We start from the raw sequence: 16,809 nt of genomic DNA, 5'->3' as shown, positions 1-16,809 counted from the left end.
GTTTCGCTCACCGCGTACGCGCTCGATGACGAGCGGGTGACGGTGAGGAGTGTCGTCGGGGCGACGTCCGCTCTCCTCGATACGATGGGGGATTGTGACAGCCGAGTATTCCGCCCATCATCTCCAGGTCCTCGAGGGTCTCGAGGCCGTCCGCAAGCGGCCTGGAATGTACATCGGCTCGAACGGCTCCCCGGGGCTCATGCACTGCCTCTGGGAGATCATCGACAACTCGGTGGACGAGGCTGTCGCGGGCAACGGCACGAAGATCGACATCCTCCTGCACCCCGACGGCAGCGTCGAGGTGCACGACCGCGGGCGAGGCATCCCGGTCGACGTCGAGCCGCGCACAGGTCTCACGGGCGTCGAGGTCGTCTTCACGAAGCTTCACGCGGGCGGCAAGTTCGGCGGCGGCTCGTACGCCGCCTCGGGCGGTCTGCACGGCGTCGGCGCCTCGGTCGTGAACGCCCTGTCCGAGCGACTCGACGTCGAGGTCGACCGCGGCGGGAAGGTCTACGCGATGTCGTTCCGGCGCGGCGAGCCGGGCATCTTCAAGGATTCGGGCGAGAAGCGGCCGGACGCCCCGTTCACGCCGTTCCAGGACAACAGCGAGCTGCGCGTGATCGGCAAGGCGCCGAGGGGCGTGACCGGCACCCGCATCCGCTACTGGGCGGACCGGCAGATCTTCACCAAGGACGCCGCGTTCCAGCTCGCCGAGCTGGAGACCCGCGCGCGGCAGACCGCCTTCCTCGTGCCGGGTCTCGAGCTCGTGGTCCGGGACGAGCGCGCGGTGACCGGCGCCGTCGCCACGGACGGTACCGAGGCCGAATCCGGACCCGGCTCGGCAGCGGCGGTGAACGAGACCTCGTACCACTACGAGGGGGGCATCGCCGAGTTCGTCGAGTACCTCGCCACCGACGCGCCGGTGACGGACACCTGGCGCGTGCAGGGCGAGGGCACGTTCAAGGAGACCGTGCCGGTGCTGCAGGCGGACGGCCACATGATCGCGACCGAGGTGGAACGCGTCTGCGCGGTCGACATCGCGCTGCGCTGGGGAACGGGCTACGACACCAGCACCCGCTCGTTCGTGAACATCATCGCGACGCCCAAGGGCGGAACGCACCAGCAGGGCTTCGAACAGGAGCTGCTCAAGGTCCTGCGTGCGCAGGTCGAGCAGAACGCCCGCCGCCTGAAGGCCGGCAGCGACAAGCTCGAGAAGGACGACGTGCTCGCGGGCCTCACCGCCGTGCTGACCGTGAACGTACCCGAGCCGCAGTTCGAGGGCCAGACGAAGGAAGTGCTGGGCACGCCCGCCGTGCGCACGATCGTCGCCCAGGTGGTCCGCAAGGCGCTCGGCGAGCGCTTCGCATCGACCAAGCGCGACGACAAGAACCAGGCCTCGATGCTGCTGGACAAGATCGTGGCCGAGATGAAGGCGCGCGTCTCGGCTCGGGCGCACAAGGAGACCCAGCGCCGCAAGAACGCACTGGAGTCCTCCTCGCTGCCGGCCAAGCTCGTGGACTGCCGATCCACCGACGTCGCACAGACCGAGCTGTTCATCGTGGAGGGCGACTCCGCGCTCGGCACGGCCAAGCACGCCCGCACGAGCGAGTACCAGGCGCTCCTGCCGATCCGCGGCAAGATCCTGAACGTGCAGAAGGCGTCGGTCAGCGACATGCTGTCGAACCTGGAGTGCGCCTCGATCATCCAGGTGATCGGCGCCGGATCCGGCCGCTCCTTCGACCTCTCGACGGCGCGCTACGGCAAGGTCATCCTGATGAGCGACGCCGACGTCGACGGCGCGCACATCCGGACGCTGCTGCTCACGCTCTTCTACCGCTACATGCGACCGCTGATCGAGGACGGGCGGGTCTTCGCGGCCGTGCCGCCGCTGCACCGCGTCATCGTGATGAACCCCGGATCCAAGCCGAACGAGACGATCTACACCTACAGCGAGGGCGAGCTGCATTCCCTGCTGGCGAAGCTGCGCAAGCAGAACAAGCGCTGGCATGAGCCGATCCAGCGGTACAAGGGGCTCGGCGAGATGGATGCCGAGCAGCTCGCCTCCACCACGATGGATCGCTCCGGGCGTCTGCTGCGACGTGTGCGCATGGAGGATGCCGAGGCGGCGGGTCGCGTGTTCGAACTGCTGATGGGAAACGAGGTGGCTCCGCGACGCGAGTTCATCATCGACTCCTCCGATCGCCTCGCCCGCGAGGCCATCGACGCCTGATGTCCGCGCTCGCACCGGGCGTGTCGCTGCGCCCGGCGATTCCCGGCGACATCGACGCGATCGCGGCGCTCAAGGAGCGGGTGCTGCGGCAGGATCTCGAACCGCTGGTCGGCTGGGACCCGGAGCGCTCCCGCGCCCGCGTCGTCGAGCACTTCTCGCCGTCGCACACCTGGATGATCGCCGTCGACGGCGAGGACGCGGGCACGATCACACTGCGCCCCGATCAGGAGGCGCTGTGGCTGGAGATGTTCTATCTCGACGCGCGGCACCAGGGTCGCGGCATCGGATCCTCGGTCCTCCGCTCCGTGCTGACGGACGCTCCCGCCGACCGGCCGCTGCGGCTTCAGGTGCTGGTCGGATCCGCCGCGCTGCGTCTGTACGAGCGGCACGGCTTCGTCGTCGAGCAGAACGACGGCATCGACATCTGGATGCGCCGCGATCCGCGCGCGGCTGCCGAGACCGTGGCGGCTCCTTGACAGACTGAGACGATGGTCGCCGTCGTCTCCGCTCCAACGAACCTCGGACTGCGTCCGCCCGTACGCGGCGGCGTGCCCGGCACCGCGAAGGCCCCGGAGGCCCTGCGAGAGGCCGGTCTGCACCGGCGGCTGCACGCCGCCGGTGCGGTCGATGCCGGTGTCGTGCTGCCCGGACGCTATGTGGACGATGACGGACGGCGCCCGGCGGGTACGGTGCGCAACCAGGCGTCGATCATCGATCACGCCCGGAGGCTCGCCCATCGGCTGTTCGAGATCCGGGAAGCGGGCCAGACACCTCTCGTGCTCGGCGGAGACTGCAGCCTCGCGATCGCCGCCGGTCTGGCGTCGCGGGTGACCGGCGGCGGGGGCCTGGTCCACATCGACGGCCACACCGACTTCCGGCATCCGGGCAACAGCACGGGCGTGGGCAGCGTCGCGGGGGAGGACCTGGCGATCGCGATCGGCCGTCATTCGCCGGAGCTCGCTGAGATCGACGGACTCGGACCGTACTTCGACGCCGATCACGTCGCGCACATCGGCCACCGCTATGAGGACGCGTTCGTCGAGGAGGTGCGCGGGGCGATCGCCCTCGTCATCCCCGCCGATGAGGTGATCCTGCACGGTGCGGCGCGGGCGGCGTCCCGCGTGCGGGCGGTCGAGGGGCTCGAGCGCCGCTACTGGATCCAGGTCGACGTCGACGTGCTGGACCCCGTGCACATGCCCGCCGTGGACAGCCCCGACCCCGGCGGCCTCGCCCCGGATGAGCTGATCGGTCTGCTGCGCGCCCTCGCGCCGCACGCCTGGGGCGCTTCCGTGACGATGTTCGATCCGGATCTGGACCCGGACGGCGTCCACGCGGCGACGCTCGCGGACGTGATCGCCGAGGGCTTCGCCGAACTCGGGACGGCGCCCGGCGAGGAGTGACGGTCAGCGCGAAGCCCGGGCGGTCACCGCGGCGCGATAGGCGCGGAGCAGTCCCTCGCGGTGGGCGCTCTGGGCCACGCGCGGGCGGTGGGCGATCGCGGCCGCGCTCATGTCCGCGACCAGGGCGGGGTCGTCCCGCAACGCGGCGAGCGCCTCGGCGAGCCCCGCGGCATCGGGCCGGGGCGCGACGAGATGACCGTCGCGCGGCAGGGCCTCGGACAGATCCGGATCCGCCACGATCACCGGCAGACCGGCGGCCACGGCCTCGAGCAGCACCATCGGCTGGTTGTCGAAGTCGAAGGAGCTGGACACGAGCACATGCGCCGTGCGCATCGCGGCGAGCACCTCGGCCTGCGGCACGGATCCGCGCACGTCGACCCGCCCGGATCCGATCCGGGACGCGGCGCGCGCGACCGCCCGGCGTGAGATGCCGTCACCCAGCATCACGGCCTCGATCCCCGGCGTGCGAGACACGGCGTCGAGGAACACCTGGGGACGCTTCTCCGGTGACAGCCGTCCGCACCACAGCACCCGCAGGTCCGCGCCCGGTTCCGGCCGCCGTTCGGCGGGCGTCCCGATCGTGTCGAGCACGGTCGCTTCGAGCCCGTTCGAGAGCACATCCAGCGGCGTCTGCACGCCCTGCCTCACGAGCTTGGCGGCGAAGTGCGCGGAGGGAACGATCACACGATCGGCGCGCTGTGCCTGACTCACCATGAGCCGCCACATGCGCCGAGCCGTGCGGGTGCGGGCGTAGGGAGCGCTCGCGTCGAGGTCGAGCGGTCGCGTCCCGGGCGCCGGGCCGAGTCCGCGGCGATGCAGACCGGCGAGCAGCGCCGTCGTGATCCCCGGCAGCGGGAGCACCGATCGCGTGTACACGTCGATGCGCCCGTGCATGGTCTGGACGAGCGGGATGCGAAGCGACCGAGCGGCGCGGTACGCGGCGAGAGCGGCGAACATCTCGGTGTGCACGTGCACGACGTCGAAGCCGGAGAGGTCGTGCACGAGCTGGGCGGTCGCGTCGCGCAGGGGCCAGGTGAACGGGTAGCCATCGGGGGCGAAGCCGCGCGCCGTCGGCAGCCGCACGACGCCCGGGTCGGGGGAGGGCTCCGCGAGCGGGGCGAACACGACGACATCGTGTCCCGCGCCCAGGAGCTCCTCGCGATGGGCCTTGATCGCGGTCTGCACGCCGCCGAGCGTCGGCAGGTAATAGTCCGTGACCATCGCGATGCGCACCGTTTCACTCTAGGGCGGCCCCGGAGCCGCTTCGTGCGCCGGACCTCCCCGTCGGCGCCGCGGTCGTGCCATAGCATCGGGGCATGTCAGCGTCCGCCCGACCCGTCCTCGTCACCGGCGCCGGCGGGTTCCTCGGCGGATACGTCGTGCGCGAGCTCAGGGCGCACCACATCCCGGTCCTGGCCTCGGGGCGCAATGCGGACGCGCTCGCTCGGGTGGCGGCGCCGGAGGAGACCCTGGTCTCGTCCCTGGCCGAGCTCCCGGATGCGGCGGGCGAGGTCGACGCGGTCGTGCACTGCGCCGCGCTGTCGTCACCCTGGGGGCGCCCGCGCGACTTCATCACCGCCAACGTCGAGGGGACGGCGGCGGCCCTGAGGTTCGCCGAGAAAGGCGGGGCACGCCGGTTCGTCTTCGTGTCGTCGCCGAGCGTCTACGCCGCCGCGCGCGACCGGATCGGCATCCGCGAGGAGGAGGTCGACCCCGGCAACCGCCTGAACGACTACATCCGCTCGAAGCTCGCCGCCGAGGCGCTGCTGCGCGAGGCGCAGCGGACGGGCCGGATCCGGGAACTCGTGATCCTGCGTCCGCGCGGGTTGATCGGCGCCGGGGATCCGAGTCTCGTGCCGCGGCTGCTCGCCGTGCACCGTCGCATCGGCGTGCCGCTCTTCGACGACGGGCGCAACCTCGTCGATGTGACGGCCGTGGAGAACGTGGCGAGTGCACTCCGGCTCGCGCTGAGCGAAGGCGATCCGGCCGGAGGCGTCTACAACATCAGCAACGGCGAGCCGCGGCCGTTCCGTGAGCTGCTGGAGGGACTGCTGTCTCGGCTCGGTGAGACCGCCCGGTTCCGTCGGCTCTCCCGCCGCGGCGCCTGGACGCTCGCGGCGGCTCTCGAGGGGATCTGTCGTGCGCTGCCCACCCGCCCCGAGCCTCCACTGACCCGCTACACGCTGTCGACCATCGCGTACGCGCAGACCCTCGACATCTCCCGGGCTCGCGCGGAGCTCGGCTATGCGCCGGAGGTGTCGCTCGACGATGCGCTCGACCGCGCCGTGGCCGACCTGCTCGCGCGGACGGACACGGTCGCATGACGCACCGACTGCGACACTACGTCTGCGGGAGTACCGTGCACGACATCGGCATCCTGTTCCGCGACGCCGGACGCGACGTGCGAACCTTCCCGTCCGGCGCGTTCCTGTACGAGCCCGGGGACGGGCGTCGGATGCTCGTCGACACGGGCTACGCCCCGCAGCCGTGGCACACGGGCTGGCGCGGCGCCGTGTACCGCCGCGTCCTGCCCCCGACGATGACTGCCCAGGATGACATCGCGCAACAGCTCGCGGATGACGGCGTCGCTCCGGAGAGCGTCACGCACCTCGTGCTCACCCACCTCCACCCGGACCACATCGGCGGGGTCGTGCGGTTCCCCTCGGCGCGCATCGTGACCACCGCCGGACAACTCGAGACGCTGCGGCGGGCGCGGCTGCGGGACGCGATCCTTCCCGGCCTGCTGCCGGCCTGGTTCCCCGGTCCGGATCCGCTCGTCCTCGACCGGAGCGACTTCGTCTCGACGGAGGTAGCGGGCGTGCCATTGGGCGTCGCGGATCCGTTCCCCGGTGCGGGGCTGAGCCTCGTGGACCTGCCCGGGCATGCGCAGGGCCATCTCGGCGTGCTGATCGACGATCGGGTGCTGCTCGCCGGAGACGCCGCGTGGGGTTCGGATCTGCTCGCAGAGGAGCCGCGCATGCGCGCGGTGCCGCGTGCGCTGCAGCACGACGGCGACGCCTATCGGGACACGGCACGCCGGCTGGTCGCGCTCTCTCGCGCCGGCATCAGGGTGGTCTGCAGCCACGATCAGGTCGGCGACCGAGAGCTGCTCCCGCGATGAGCCGGTTGCGGATCCTCGCCGAGTTCGCCGCCACGCGCTGGTTGCGACCGCTGCGCACGCGCGCCTCGGTCGAGCGCCGGCAGCGTCGCCTGCTGCGGCGTCATCTGCGGTTCCTCCGCCGCCGCTCCGCATACTTCGGTCCACTCCTCGCGGGTGGCTCCGCTGGTCTTCCGGAGCTGCCGCTGATGGACAAGAGCATCATGATGGATCGCTTCGACGAGCTGAACACGGTCGGCGTCCATCGTGACGAGGCGATGCGGATCGCCCTGGCGAGCGAGCGCTCCCGCGACTTCGCCGCTGATGTCCAGGGCTGCTCGGTCGGGCTGTCCAGCGGAACGAGTGGACACCGCGGGCTGTTCCTCGTGAGCCGCGCGGAGCGGGAGGCCTGGGCGGGGACGATGCTCGCGCGCACGCTGCCGCGCGGGCGCATCCTCGGACATCGCATCGCACTGTTCCTGCGGGCCGACAACACGCTGTACGAGGCGGTCGGATCCCGTGCCGTCTCGTTCTCCTACTTCGATGTGTTGGCAGAGATGGGGGAGAACCTCGATCGTCTCGGCCGTTACGCGCCCACGATCCTGGTCGCGCCTCCGTCGGTGCTGCTGGCGATCGCCCGGGCGGCCGAGAACGGCGCGATCGCCGTGCGCCCGGAGAAGGTCTACGCGGTCGCCGAGGTGCTCGAGATCGCCGATGAGCGCAGGATCGCGGTCGGTCTCGGACAGAAGCGGATCCACCAGCTCTACCAGTGCACGGAGGGCTTCCTCGCGCACACCTGCGAAGAAGGCGTGCTGCATCTCAACGAGGACGGCTTGCTCATCGAGCGGGAACAGCTGGGCGACGGCCGGTTCGCGCCCATCGTGACGGACCTGCGCCGCCGGGCGCAGCCCATCGTGCGCTACCGCCTCGGCGATGTGCTCCGGGAGCGCGACGCGCCCTGCCCGTGCGGGAGCGCCCTGACTGCGCTGTCTCGGATCGAGGGCCGCGAGGGCGACACCCTGCGGCTGCCAGGTCGGGACGGGGGCGTCGTCGAGGTGTTCGCCGATCTGGTGTCGCGTGCCCTGGTGTACGCGGACGGCGTGGCGGAGTACCGCATCGTGCAGACCGGCCGTCGAGTGCTCGAGGTCGGCATCGAGGTGGCAGCGGACACACCGCTCGCGCTCGTGCGGGCGAACGTCGCGGCTGAGCTGGGATCATTGGCGGACCGTCTCGGTGCGGAGCGCGCCGAACTGCGTTTCGTGTCGTACGCGCCGGAGCCGGGACGGAAGCTGCGCCGCGTCGAGCGGCGCTGGAGGGGGGATCTGAACGATGCGGAGCTGTGAGATCGCGGGGTGGGGCAGCGTGCTGCCGAGCCGGACGGTGCGGTTCGGCGAGAGCGTGCGCTACCGGATCGAAGACGACGTGTCGCACCTCGACATGCTCGCGAATGCGGCACTGCGCGCCGTCGACCACGCCGGTCTGACGACCGATGACATCGACCTCGTGCTCGGAGCGTCGGCCGCCGGTGTGCAGCCGATCCCGTGCACGGCGGCGCTCGTGTGGGAGCGCCTCACCTCGGCTGGTCATGCGGCCGCCTTCGACGTGAACTCGACGTGCACGAGTTTCGTCACCGCCCTGGACATCGCGTCCCGCTATCTGGAGGGCGGCGACCACCAGACCGTGCTTGTCGTAGCAGGCGACGTCGCCTCGCGGTTCCTCAACCCGCGCCAGCAGGAGAGCTTCGAGCTGTTCAGCGATGCCGCGGTGGCCGTCGTGCTGCGTCGCGCCACCGTGCCGGACCGAGGCGTGGTCGCCAGCCAGCAGCAGACCTGGCCCGCGCACGCACACGACACCGAGCTGCGCGGCGGGCTGTCGCATTCTCCTGCACAGCAGTACGCGGGGGCGGATCCGGCCGACTACCTGTTCGACATGGACGGCCGGCGGGCGCTGCTCGGCATGATGCGCGTTCTGCCCGACTTCTTCGAGCGGTTCCTGCGGAGGGCGGGTCTCGGCCACGACGACATCGCCCTGTGGATCCCGCATCAGGCCTCGGCGGCGCTCGGTCCGATGCTCGACCGGATCGGCGTACCCGAGGACCGGCGCGTCGACGAGGTCGAGGCGTTCGGCAACATGGTCTCCGCGTCGGTGCCGTTCATGCTGACCCGGGCGCTGGAATCCGGTCGCGTCGGTGCCGGTGACACCGTCGTGCTGTGCGGCACGGCCGCCGGCCTCACGGCCAACGCGCTCGCGCTGCGGCTCTAGGCGACGCGGGCCCGGCGCTCATGCGCCGAGCACGCCGCCGATCGACCCGATCACGCCATCGATGCTCTGTCCCGAACCGTCGCGCTTGGCACCGGCCTCGGGCAGAGCACGCGCCGATCCGTCCGGTCCGACCGCGAGCGCGGGCTCGGCGCCCACCCAGGCGAGGGTCAGTCGGTCCTCGCCCTTCAGGAACGCGTGCGCGCGCACGCCGCCGGTGGCGCGTCCCTTGCCCGGGAACTCGGCGAACCGGGACGACTTCGCGCGGCCCGCATCGGTGCCCGCGATCATGCCGGTCGCGCCGGATACGGTCACGACGATGGCCTCCGCTTCGGAGGCCAGCACGGAGAAGGCGATCACCTCGGCCTTGGCGCCGAGCTTGATCCCGGCCATGCCGCCTGCGGGTGCACCCTGGGGGCGCACGACCGACGCGGCGAAGTGCAGCAGCTGGGCATCGCTGGTGACGAACACGAGCTCGGCGTCGTCGGGGGCCGGGCCCGCACCCACGACCGCGTCGCCGGGCTTCAACCCGATGATCTCCAGCTCGGGCTTCACCGCGAGCGACGACGGCACGACACGCTTCACGACTCCCGTGCGCGTACCGAGCGCGATCGGTGTGTCGTCGTCGAAGCGCACGAGCGAGAGGATCCGCTCGCTCTTGTCGAGCAGCCCGATGTAGTCGCGCAGCGGCACGCCCGCCGCCAGATGCACCGAGGCGGACGGCATGGAGGGCAGATCCATCGCGGTGAAGCGCAGCACGCGTCCCGCCGTGGTGACCGCGCCGATCTCGGTGCGGGTCGTCGTGCTCAGCGTCGCGAGAATGGCGTCGTGCTTGCTGCGGCGGGAGGCGGGGGAGAGCTCCTGGCCGGGTTCGAGATCCACGCGCACGGCTCGGCCGGTGGTCGACAGCACCACCATGGTCGGCGCATCGGCGATCTGCGTGTCCACCGGACCCTTGGCTGCACGGGCCTTGGGCGGTGCAGCGTTCAGCAGCATGGTGCGCCGCGGGGTGCCGTACGCCTCGGCCGCCGCATCGAGCTCGGTCGAGACCTGGGCGCGCAGCAGAGCCTCGCTGCCGAGCAGTTCCTGCAGCGCCGCGATCTCGGCGAGGAGCGCGTCGCGCTCGGTCTCCAACTCCAGGCGGGAGAACTTGGTGAGGCGCCGCAGCCGCAGTTCGAGGATGTACTCGGCCTGTCGCTCGCTGAGGTCGAACACGCTCTGAAGGCGGGTGCGAGCCTGCTCCGAGTCGTCGGAGGAGCGGATGACCTGGATGACCTCGTCGATGTCGAGGATCGCGATGAGGAGTCCCTCGACCAGGTGCAGGCGCTCTTCCCGGCGGGCCAGGCGGTACCGGCTGCGTCGCGTGACGACCTCGAGGCGGTGCCGCACGTAGACGCTGAGGAGCTCCTTGAGCCCGAGTGTGCGCGGCTGCCCGTCGACGAGGGCGACGTTGTTGATGCTGAACGAATCCTCGATCGGCGTCAGGCGGTACAGCTGCTCGAGCACGGCGTTCGGGTCGAATCCCGTCTTGATGCCGATCTGGATCCGCATGCCGTGATTGCGGTCCGTCAGATCGTTGACGTCGCTGATGCCCTGGAGCTTCTTCGCCTGCACCGCGTCGCGGATCTTCTCGATCACGCGTTCGGGGCCGACCATGTAGGGCAGCTCCGTGACGACGATGCCGGTGCGGCGCGGCCCGAGAGGTTCGATGGAGACCTTGCCTCGGACCTTGAACGCACCGCGGCCGTTCGCATAGGCGTCGCGGACGCCGTCGAGGCCCATCACGATGCCACCCGAGGGGAAATCGGGCCCCGGGACGAACTCCATGAGCTCCTCGGTCGTGGCGTCCGGGTGCTCGAGCAGATGGATGGCCGCAGCCACCACCTCGATGAGGTTGTGCGGCGCCATGTTGGTGGCCATGCCGACCGCGATGCCGCTCGCACCGTTGACGAGCAGGTTCGGGAACGCGGCAGGCAGCACGGAGGGCTGCTGGAACTGGCCGTCGTAGTTCGGGACGAAGTCGACGACGTCCTCGTCCAGGCTCTCGGTGAGGGCGAGGGAGGAGGGCGCGAGGCGAGCCTCGGTGTAACGGGAGGCGGCGGGGCCATCGTCCAGGGAGCCGAAGTTGCCGTGACCGTCCACGAGAGGCAGGCGCAGCGCGAAGGGCTGGGCGAGACGGACCAGTGCGTCGTAGATCGCCGAGTCGCCGTGCGGGTGCAGCTTGCCCATGACGTCGCCGACGACGCGGGCGCTCTTGACGTGGCCGCGCTCGGGCCGCAGACCCATCTCGGCCATCTGGAACAGGATCCGGCGCTGCACCGGCTTCAGCCCGTCGCGGGCGTCCGGCAGGGCGCGGGAGTAGATGACCGAATAGGCGTACTCCAGGAAGGATCCCTGCATCTCGCTCGAGAGATCGATGTCCTGGATGCGCTCTTCGATCGGCTCGGGCGGCGTGGTCGTGCGGGGCATGGGCTTCCTGCGGGTGTCGGGCGGCGGCGGAGCGGTTCTCGACGCCGGGGCCGTGCCGGGCTCTGTGCGAGACTGACACGGATGACCCTCATGCTACCGGCGATCCCGCCCTCCACCCGGAGCATCACCGGGGTGGCGCACGACCTGTTCGGCGCTCTCGACGGCCGTGACGGCGCCCTGCCTGCGGCGCGGTCGGTAGTGCTCGTCGTCATGGACGGGCTGGGTGCGATCCCGCTGCGAGGGCACGCCGGCCATGCCCGACGCCTGTCGGGAGCGATGACGAAGAAGGACGTGCTCTCCAGCGTCTTCCCGTCCACGACAGCGGCGGCCCTCACCAGTCTGCTCACCGGGGTGGATCCCGGCCGGCACGGTCTCGTCGGGTACGAGGTCAGGGATCCGCGCACGGGCGTGCTCGTGAACCAGCTCGCAGGCTGGGAGAAGGCGCGCGTGGATCCGACCGAATGGCAGAGCGCGCCCACCGTCTTCGAGACCGCGACCGGATCCGGTCGTCCGGCGTTCGCCGTGGGCCTGGCCGAGTATGCGGGCAGCGGCTTCTCCGCCGCGACTCTGCGCGGCGCCGAGTTCCGCTCCGCGCGCACCGCGGCCGAGCGCGTCGCACTGGCGTTGAGCCTCGCCGAGGATCACGAGGGGGCACTCGTGTACTGCTACCTCCCGGAGGTGGACAAGGCCGGGCACAAGCACGGCGTGGCATCGGCGGAGTGGGTCCGCGCGCTCGAGGAGCTGGACGCGGCGATCCCGGCCGCGGTGCCCGACGGCGTGGGCGTGCTCGTCACCGCCGACCACGGCATGGTCGACGTGCCCCGGACCAGGCACCTCGTCCTCGACGAGCGCAGTCGTCTGCACGACGGGGTGGCGGCGATCGCGGGGGAGCCGCGCATGCTGCATGTCTACGTCGAGGATCCGGCGCGACTCGAGGCGATCGCGACGGAATGGGCGGCGGGGGTCGAAGGCGCCGCAGATGTGCTCACGCGCGCGCAGGCGATCGACAGCGGCCTGTTCGGATCCGCTCCGACCGCTGACGCGCAGGCGCGGATCGGCGATCTCGTGGTGCCCGCGCGGGGCCTCTGGGCGCTCTACGACGGCACCGCCGAGGACCAGCGTTCGCAGGGCATGATCGGCCAGCACGGCTCGCTCAGCCCGGAGGAGCTGCGCGTTCCGCTGCTCCGGTTCGGCGCGTTCGCACGCTGACCTTCGGCGCGTTCGCACGCTGACCTTCGGCGCGTTCGCACGCTGGCCGACTCGAGTCCGATCCGTGGATCGGGTCGGTGATCAGTCCTCGCTGCGGGCCCCGAACACGATCTCGTCCCACGACGGCATCTCGCGGCGGCGCCGGCGCGGCGCGGAATCGCCGTCGATCGAGACGGGGGCGGTCGACTGCTCGGGCTCGGATTCCGGCTCGTATCCCGGCTCGAGTGCTTCGAACAGAGCCAGCGGCCGCGACTCCTCCGGCTCCTCCTCGACCGTCGGCCGGGCTTCGCGCTGACCGCGCCGGCGGCGCAGGGCCTCCAGCAGGTCGGCCGTGTCGGACGGCGTCGCGGGGGCGAACGAAGCGCTGCGCGTCGCCGCCTCCTGCGCGTTGGACGAGGTCTGCGGGTGGCGCGCCGACCGCGGCTCCGGAGCGTCGGCCGCGCCGTCCTCCTCCGTCACGGTGGACTCGACGGGCGCCGGCACGAGGCGGGGACCGAACGCGCCCGAATCGAATCGGGTCTCGTCCTTGTACGGCGACGGGCGCTCCTTGTCCAAGGCGCGCAGGCGGGGGATCAGGCCCTCCGGCAAGGCGCCCTGCCGGGACAGCTGCGTGGCGTCGGCATTCAACGGGGCCAGCGCGCTGCGGCGCGGATCGAAGCTCCATCGCGCGTCGTGTTCGACGTCGTTGGCGGTGAACTCGAGCTTGATCACCCAGCCCGTGTCGTCCTTCCAGCTCGCCCAGCGCTCGTCACCGGCAGCCAGTTCCGCGAGCTTGGCGCGGATCGCGACGCCGAAGGTGGGCTGCGCATCGGGCTCGACCTCGCTGCCGATCAGCACGGGTACCGCGAGAGCCTGGCCGACGACGTGCTCGCGTTCGGCGAGCACGGGGCTCTCGAAGCGCTGCACGACCTCGAGGTCGACTCCCAGGAGTTCGGCGACCTCCGTGGCCGACATGCCGGCGCGGATGTGCGACTGGATCTCGCGGGGACTCGCCGCCAGCGGCGGCGCTTTCTCCTCGCGGCCCGCCTTGGCCCGGCGCAGTTCGGCGCGCAGCACCTCGTCGATCGGGAGGGCGAATCGCTCTCCCGACTCGGTGGCGAGGACGAGGACGTCGTCTTCCGCGCCGACGATCGTGACGTGTTCCATGGCTTCAGCCCCTCAGAATGAGTGTCGGTTCATGGTGTCATGCGGTGTGCGCGCCGCCGGGAATATCGCGGGCGCGCCGCCAGTTCTGATGCCCTGAGAGAGTGGCATTTGCGATTTGGACGCGCGTCATGCAAACTATGGGCCGCCGAACACCCCCGGCGCCCGCCACTCGCAGGATGAAAGTGGAGATCCACCCCATGGCAACCGATTACGACGCCCCGCGCAAGAGCGAAGACGAGAGCGAGTCGATCGAGGCTCTCAAGGAGCGCGTCCCCGACAAGCTGTCGGGGTCGATCGACGTCGAGGATTCGGACAACCCGGGCGGATTCGACCTTCCGGGAGCCGACCTCTCCGACGTCGAGCTCGACGTCGTGGTGCTGCCCCCGCAGGAGGACGAGTTCACCTGTGTCAGCTGCTTCCTCGTGAAGCACCGTTCGCAGCTCGACCACGAGGACAAGGCAGGCCCGATCTGCAAGGAATGCGCGGCCTGATTCCTCTTCGCTGCTCGCGCCCGGACCCTCTCGGTTCCGGGCGCGTTCTGCGTTCTGGGATCAGGCCTGCGGGTTCGCGGATGCGCGAGCCGCGTCGATTGCGGCGGCCAGGCGGTCCGGAGTCCGTGACGAGATCGTCCAGCTCGGTGCGGGATCCGCCGGATCGGTGTTGGGCACGATCACCACGCCGTCGATGCCGCCGCGGATCAGATGCCAGCCGCGGGCGGGAAGGCCGGGGCCGCGCGCCTGACGCGCGTCCTCACCGGTGCGGACCTCGGGCTCGCCCAGCCAGGAGGCGTCGATCCACGCGCGACCCGCGCGCAGGACGTTCCGCTCCACGGCGACGCTCGGCGATCCCGCGATCATCAGGGCGATGATCGCGAGTGTCGCGATGGCGCCGATGACGAGCGCGATACCCGATCCGGCGGGGACGAAGACGAGTGCCAGCATCGGGCCGCCGAGGGCCGCGGCGAGGAACAGCCACAGACTCGGTGCGAGACGTTCGCGGTAGCGGATGGCCCTCGAGGAGGGCCCGGCATCGCGTGCTGCGTTCTGCATTAGCCTCTTTCCGTGACCGAATCCGTGGACGTTCCCATTATCGCGCCCCAGCTCCCTGTCTACGCCCACCCCGGCGACGCCGGAGCGGACCTCGTCTCGACCGAGGCGCTGCGACTCGATCCCGGTCAGCGCGCGCTCGTTGGCACCGGCGTCCGGATCGCGCTGCCCGAAGGCTTCGCCGCGTTCGTCGTGCCCCGCAGCGGTCTCGCGGCCAAGCACGGCATCACCGTCGTCAACGCCCCGGGCACGGTGGACGCCGGCTATCGCGGCGAGATCAAGGTGAGCCTGCTGAACACCGACAGCAATGCGGCGTACGATGTCGCGGTCGGTGATCGGATCGCTCAGCTGATCGTCATGCCCGTCACCCGAGCCCGGTTCATCCCGGTCGACGCGCTGGACGATTCGGTGCGTGGAGCAGGCGGATTCGGATCCACCGGCTATCAGACCCAGAGCCAGGAGAACGCATGAGCGACGACAGCACGTCCGGGATCGAGCCCGTGGAGGACGCCTCGCAGGCTCCCGTCCGCGATCGCGCGGTCGACGGCCCGTTCGACGAGAGCGAGGCCAACCCGGTCCGTCCCTACATCGACCTCGGCGCCATCAAGATCCTTCCGCGCGAGGGGCTGAACCTCCGCCTCGAGGTGGAGGAGCAGACCCAGCGCATCGTGGCCGTGGGGCTCGACTACGCCGATTCGACCCTGCAGGTGCAGCCGTTCGCCGCGCCCCGCTCGAGCGGCCTCTGGGACGAGACGCGCGCGCAGATCCAGGAGCAGATCTCCCAGCAGGGCGGCACCGTCACCGAGCGCGAGGGCGCCCTGGGCTCCGAGCTGCTGGCAGAGATCCCCGCGGTCGCCGGCGACACCGCCGTCACGCGGCTCGCCCGGTTCGTGGGCGTCGACGGCCCGCGCTGGTTCCTGCGCGGCGTGATCGGCGGAGCCGCGGCATCCGACGAGTCCGCAGCGGCCGCCGTCGAGGACCTGTTCCGTTCGATCGTGGTGGTGCGCGGGGGAGCACCGATGCCCCCGCGCGACCTCATCCCGCTGCGCATGCCCGCGGCCCCCGGCACGGCGTGACCACGTCGCGGCCGGAGGAGCCGGAGCGCGCCTCCGAGGGCGCTCCGGGGGAGCGGTACGCACCGCCCCCGGCGCCCGACGCCGCGCAGAGCCTCGGGGCTGCCCTCGGCGGAGCGGCGCAGCGTCTGGGCATCGACCCGAACTCCGGTGCCAGCACCGGGCACGTCGTGTGGAGCGCGATGGGCGGGTGGCGCGGGGTGTTCGAGTCCGTCCTGCCCAGCGCGGCGTTCCTCGTCATCTACACCCTGAGGCCGGATCCGCTCTGGCTGTCGCTGGTCGTGTCGGTCGGTCTCGCCGCAGTCTTCTCGGTGATCCGCCTGCTGCAGCGCTCGCCCGCCGCCTCGGCCCTCGGCGGCCTCGTCGCCGTCGCCGTCGCCGCGGGACTCGCCCTGTGGACGGGCCGCGGCCAGGACAACTTCGTCCCCGGCTTCTTCACGAACGCCGCGTACGGCGTTGTGCTGCTCGTCTCGGCCCTCGTCGGATGGGCGCTCATCGGGCTCGCTGCGGGATTCCTCATGGGCGACGTGCGCGGCTGGAGAGCCGACAAGCGCAAGCGCCGGGCGTTCTTCTGGATCACGATCGCCTGGGCCGCGCTGTTCTTCGCCCGCCTGGGCGTGCAGCTGCCGCTGTACTTCTCCGGCAACGTGCAGGCGCTCGGCACGCTCAAGCTGATCATGGGGCTCCCGCTGTTCGCTCCGATGGTCGCGGTGACGTGGTTGCTGGTACGTGCGCTGTACCCGCCGAAGCACGAGGACGACACGCCTCAGGAGTGACTCGGCGCCACGCTCGCCGTGCTAGATTTATCTTGACGTCAAGATAAATCAGCACCTTTCGCTCACCTGTCCGCGAGAGCAGACTGGTAAGGCCCGCCTTGCTA

The 16,809-nt window shown here is 71.0% G+C and carries 16 protein-coding genes; 12 read left to right on the top strand and 4 right to left on the bottom strand.

The window, feature by feature from the left end; all coding sequences use genetic code 11:
• Positions 1 to 94: 94 nt before the first annotated feature.
• The 3 genes from ACFWCK_RS08950 to ACFWCK_RS08940 are packed head-to-tail and all read left to right on the top strand — an operon-like array spanning position 95 to position 3,630.
• Entirely contained in the window at positions 95 to 2,230 is a 2,136-nt protein-coding gene (locus ACFWCK_RS08950) for a type IIA DNA topoisomerase subunit B (protein ID WP_378805501.1), read from the top strand.
• On the top strand, positions 2,230 to 2,706 hold the full coding sequence (locus tag ACFWCK_RS08945; protein WP_378805500.1) for a GNAT family N-acetyltransferase: 477 nt from the start codon (positions 2,230 to 2,232) through the stop codon (positions 2,704 to 2,706). Before ACFWCK_RS08950 ends, ACFWCK_RS08945 begins: the two co-directional genes overlap by 1 nt.
• 12 nt (positions 2,707 to 2,718) lie before the next feature.
• Positions 2,719 to 3,630 carry an arginase family protein gene (locus ACFWCK_RS08940; protein ID WP_378805499.1) on the top strand — a complete coding sequence of 304 codons (912 nt, stop codon included), beginning with the start codon at positions 2,719 to 2,721 and terminating at the stop codon, positions 3,628 to 3,630.
• Between the two features lie 3 nt (positions 3,631 to 3,633).
• Here ACFWCK_RS08940 and ACFWCK_RS08935 read toward each other — a convergent pair whose 3' ends face one another.
• Positions 3,634 to 4,863 carry a glycosyltransferase gene (locus ACFWCK_RS08935; protein ID WP_378805498.1) on the bottom strand — a complete coding sequence of 410 codons (1,230 nt, stop codon included), beginning with the start codon at positions 4,861 to 4,863 and terminating at the stop codon, positions 3,634 to 3,636.
• A gap of 83 nt (positions 4,864 to 4,946) precedes the next feature.
• On the opposite strand from ACFWCK_RS08935, the gene ACFWCK_RS08930 reads away from it, so the two are divergent.
• The 4 genes from ACFWCK_RS08930 to ACFWCK_RS08915 are packed head-to-tail and all read left to right on the top strand — an operon-like array spanning position 4,947 to position 8,989.
• A complete protein-coding gene (locus ACFWCK_RS08930) occupies positions 4,947 to 5,954 on the top strand; it encodes an NAD-dependent epimerase/dehydratase family protein (RefSeq protein WP_378805497.1) in 1,008 nt (335 codons plus the stop codon).
• Entirely contained in the window at positions 5,951 to 6,751 is an 801-nt protein-coding gene (locus ACFWCK_RS08925; protein WP_378805496.1) for an MBL fold metallo-hydrolase, read from the top strand. The genes ACFWCK_RS08930 and ACFWCK_RS08925 overlap by 4 nt, the downstream gene beginning before the upstream one ends.
• Entirely contained in the window at positions 6,748 to 8,070 is a 1,323-nt protein-coding gene (locus tag ACFWCK_RS08920) for a F390 synthetase-related protein (protein WP_378805495.1), read from the top strand. Before ACFWCK_RS08925 ends, ACFWCK_RS08920 begins: the two co-directional genes overlap by 4 nt.
• Positions 8,057 to 8,989, top strand: a complete 933-nt coding sequence (locus ACFWCK_RS08915; protein WP_378805494.1) for a 3-oxoacyl-ACP synthase III family protein — start codon at positions 8,057 to 8,059, stop codon at positions 8,987 to 8,989. Before ACFWCK_RS08920 ends, ACFWCK_RS08915 begins: the two co-directional genes overlap by 14 nt.
• Before the next feature lie 18 nt (positions 8,990 to 9,007).
• On the opposite strand, the gene ACFWCK_RS08910 is transcribed toward ACFWCK_RS08915, so the two are convergent.
• Complete coding sequence (locus tag ACFWCK_RS08910; protein ID WP_378805493.1) at positions 9,008 to 11,455, bottom strand: DNA topoisomerase (ATP-hydrolyzing) subunit A; 2,448 nt, start codon at positions 11,453 to 11,455, stop codon at positions 9,008 to 9,010.
• 81 nt (positions 11,456 to 11,536) lie between these two features.
• On the opposite strand from ACFWCK_RS08910, the gene ACFWCK_RS08905 reads away from it, so the two are divergent.
• Positions 11,537 to 12,664, top strand: a complete 1,128-nt coding sequence (locus tag ACFWCK_RS08905) for an alkaline phosphatase family protein (RefSeq protein WP_233310013.1) — start codon at positions 11,537 to 11,539, stop codon at positions 12,662 to 12,664.
• 81 nt (positions 12,665 to 12,745) lie between these two features.
• Here the strand turns inward: ACFWCK_RS08905 and sepH are convergent, their stop codons facing one another.
• Entirely contained in the window at positions 12,746 to 13,810 is a 1,065-nt protein-coding gene (sepH, locus tag ACFWCK_RS08900; RefSeq protein WP_233310014.1) for a septation protein SepH, read from the bottom strand.
• A 197-nt stretch (positions 13,811 to 14,007) separates the two neighbouring features.
• Here sepH and ACFWCK_RS08895 point away from each other — a divergent pair, with 197 nt between their 5' ends.
• Positions 14,008 to 14,301 (top strand): DUF4193 domain-containing protein, encoded by a 294-nt coding sequence (locus ACFWCK_RS08895; protein ID WP_233310015.1) that lies wholly within the window; start codon positions 14,008 to 14,010, stop codon positions 14,299 to 14,301.
• A gap of 60 nt (positions 14,302 to 14,361) precedes the next feature.
• Here the strand turns inward: ACFWCK_RS08895 and ACFWCK_RS08890 are convergent, their stop codons facing one another.
• Positions 14,362 to 14,859 (bottom strand): DUF3093 domain-containing protein, encoded by a 498-nt coding sequence (locus tag ACFWCK_RS08890; RefSeq protein WP_233310016.1) that lies wholly within the window; start codon positions 14,857 to 14,859, stop codon positions 14,362 to 14,364.
• 12 nt (positions 14,860 to 14,871) lie between these two features.
• Here ACFWCK_RS08890 and dut point away from each other — a divergent pair, with 12 nt between their 5' ends.
• From dut to ACFWCK_RS08875, 3 genes are read left to right on the top strand one after another with little or no spacing between them, the layout of a single operon-like run.
• On the top strand, positions 14,872 to 15,327 hold the full coding sequence (gene dut, locus ACFWCK_RS08885; protein WP_378805492.1) for a dUTP diphosphatase: 456 nt from the start codon (positions 14,872 to 14,874) through the stop codon (positions 15,325 to 15,327).
• Positions 15,324 to 15,932, top strand: coding sequence for a DUF3710 domain-containing protein (locus ACFWCK_RS08880; protein ID WP_233310018.1), 609 nt, complete (start codon positions 15,324 to 15,326; stop codon positions 15,930 to 15,932). The genes dut and ACFWCK_RS08880 overlap by 4 nt, the downstream gene beginning before the upstream one ends.
• Complete coding sequence (locus ACFWCK_RS08875) at positions 15,929 to 16,705, top strand: DUF3159 domain-containing protein (protein ID WP_233310019.1); 777 nt, start codon at positions 15,929 to 15,931, stop codon at positions 16,703 to 16,705. The genes ACFWCK_RS08880 and ACFWCK_RS08875 overlap by 4 nt, the downstream gene beginning before the upstream one ends.
• The last annotated feature ends 104 nt before the right edge of the window (positions 16,706 to 16,809 follow it).

Origin of the sequence: Microbacterium sp. NPDC060117, from assembly GCF_042729315.1 — a bacterium.
GTDB lineage: Bacteria > Actinomycetota > Actinomycetes > Actinomycetales > Microbacteriaceae > Microbacterium.
This window is presented reverse-complemented; position numbering and strand designations above follow the sequence as displayed.

Excerpts from the sequence above, each read along its gene's own strand:
- ACFWCK_RS08880 (WP_233310018.1), top strand. The coding sequence starts at position 15,324 with ATGAGCGACGACAGCACGTCCGGGATCGAGCCCGTGGAGGACGCCTCG.
- ACFWCK_RS08910 (WP_378805493.1), bottom strand. The coding sequence starts at position 11,455 with ATGCCCCGCACGACCACGCCGCCCGAGCCGATCGAAGAGCGCATCCAG.
- ACFWCK_RS08930 (WP_378805497.1), top strand. The coding sequence starts at position 4,947 with ATGTCAGCGTCCGCCCGACCCGTCCTCGTCACCGGCGCCGGCGGGTTC.
- ACFWCK_RS08915 (WP_378805494.1), top strand. The coding sequence starts at position 8,057 with ATGCGGAGCTGTGAGATCGCGGGGTGGGGCAGCGTGCTGCCGAGCCGG.
- ACFWCK_RS08890 (WP_233310016.1), bottom strand. The coding sequence starts at position 14,859 with ATGCAGAACGCAGCACGCGATGCCGGGCCCTCCTCGAGGGCCATCCGC.
- ACFWCK_RS08945 (WP_378805500.1), top strand. The coding sequence starts at position 2,230 with ATGTCCGCGCTCGCACCGGGCGTGTCGCTGCGCCCGGCGATTCCCGGC.
- ACFWCK_RS08905 (WP_233310013.1), top strand. The coding sequence starts at position 11,537 with ATGACCCTCATGCTACCGGCGATCCCGCCCTCCACCCGGAGCATCACC.
- ACFWCK_RS08920 (WP_378805495.1), top strand. The coding sequence starts at position 6,748 with ATGAGCCGGTTGCGGATCCTCGCCGAGTTCGCCGCCACGCGCTGGTTG.
- ACFWCK_RS08925 (WP_378805496.1), top strand. The coding sequence starts at position 5,951 with ATGACGCACCGACTGCGACACTACGTCTGCGGGAGTACCGTGCACGAC.
- ACFWCK_RS08895 (WP_233310015.1), top strand. The coding sequence starts at position 14,008 with ATGGCAACCGATTACGACGCCCCGCGCAAGAGCGAAGACGAGAGCGAG.
- ACFWCK_RS08940 (WP_378805499.1), top strand. The coding sequence starts at position 2,719 with ATGGTCGCCGTCGTCTCCGCTCCAACGAACCTCGGACTGCGTCCGCCC.
- sepH (WP_233310014.1), bottom strand. The coding sequence starts at position 13,810 with ATGGAACACGTCACGATCGTCGGCGCGGAAGACGACGTCCTCGTCCTC.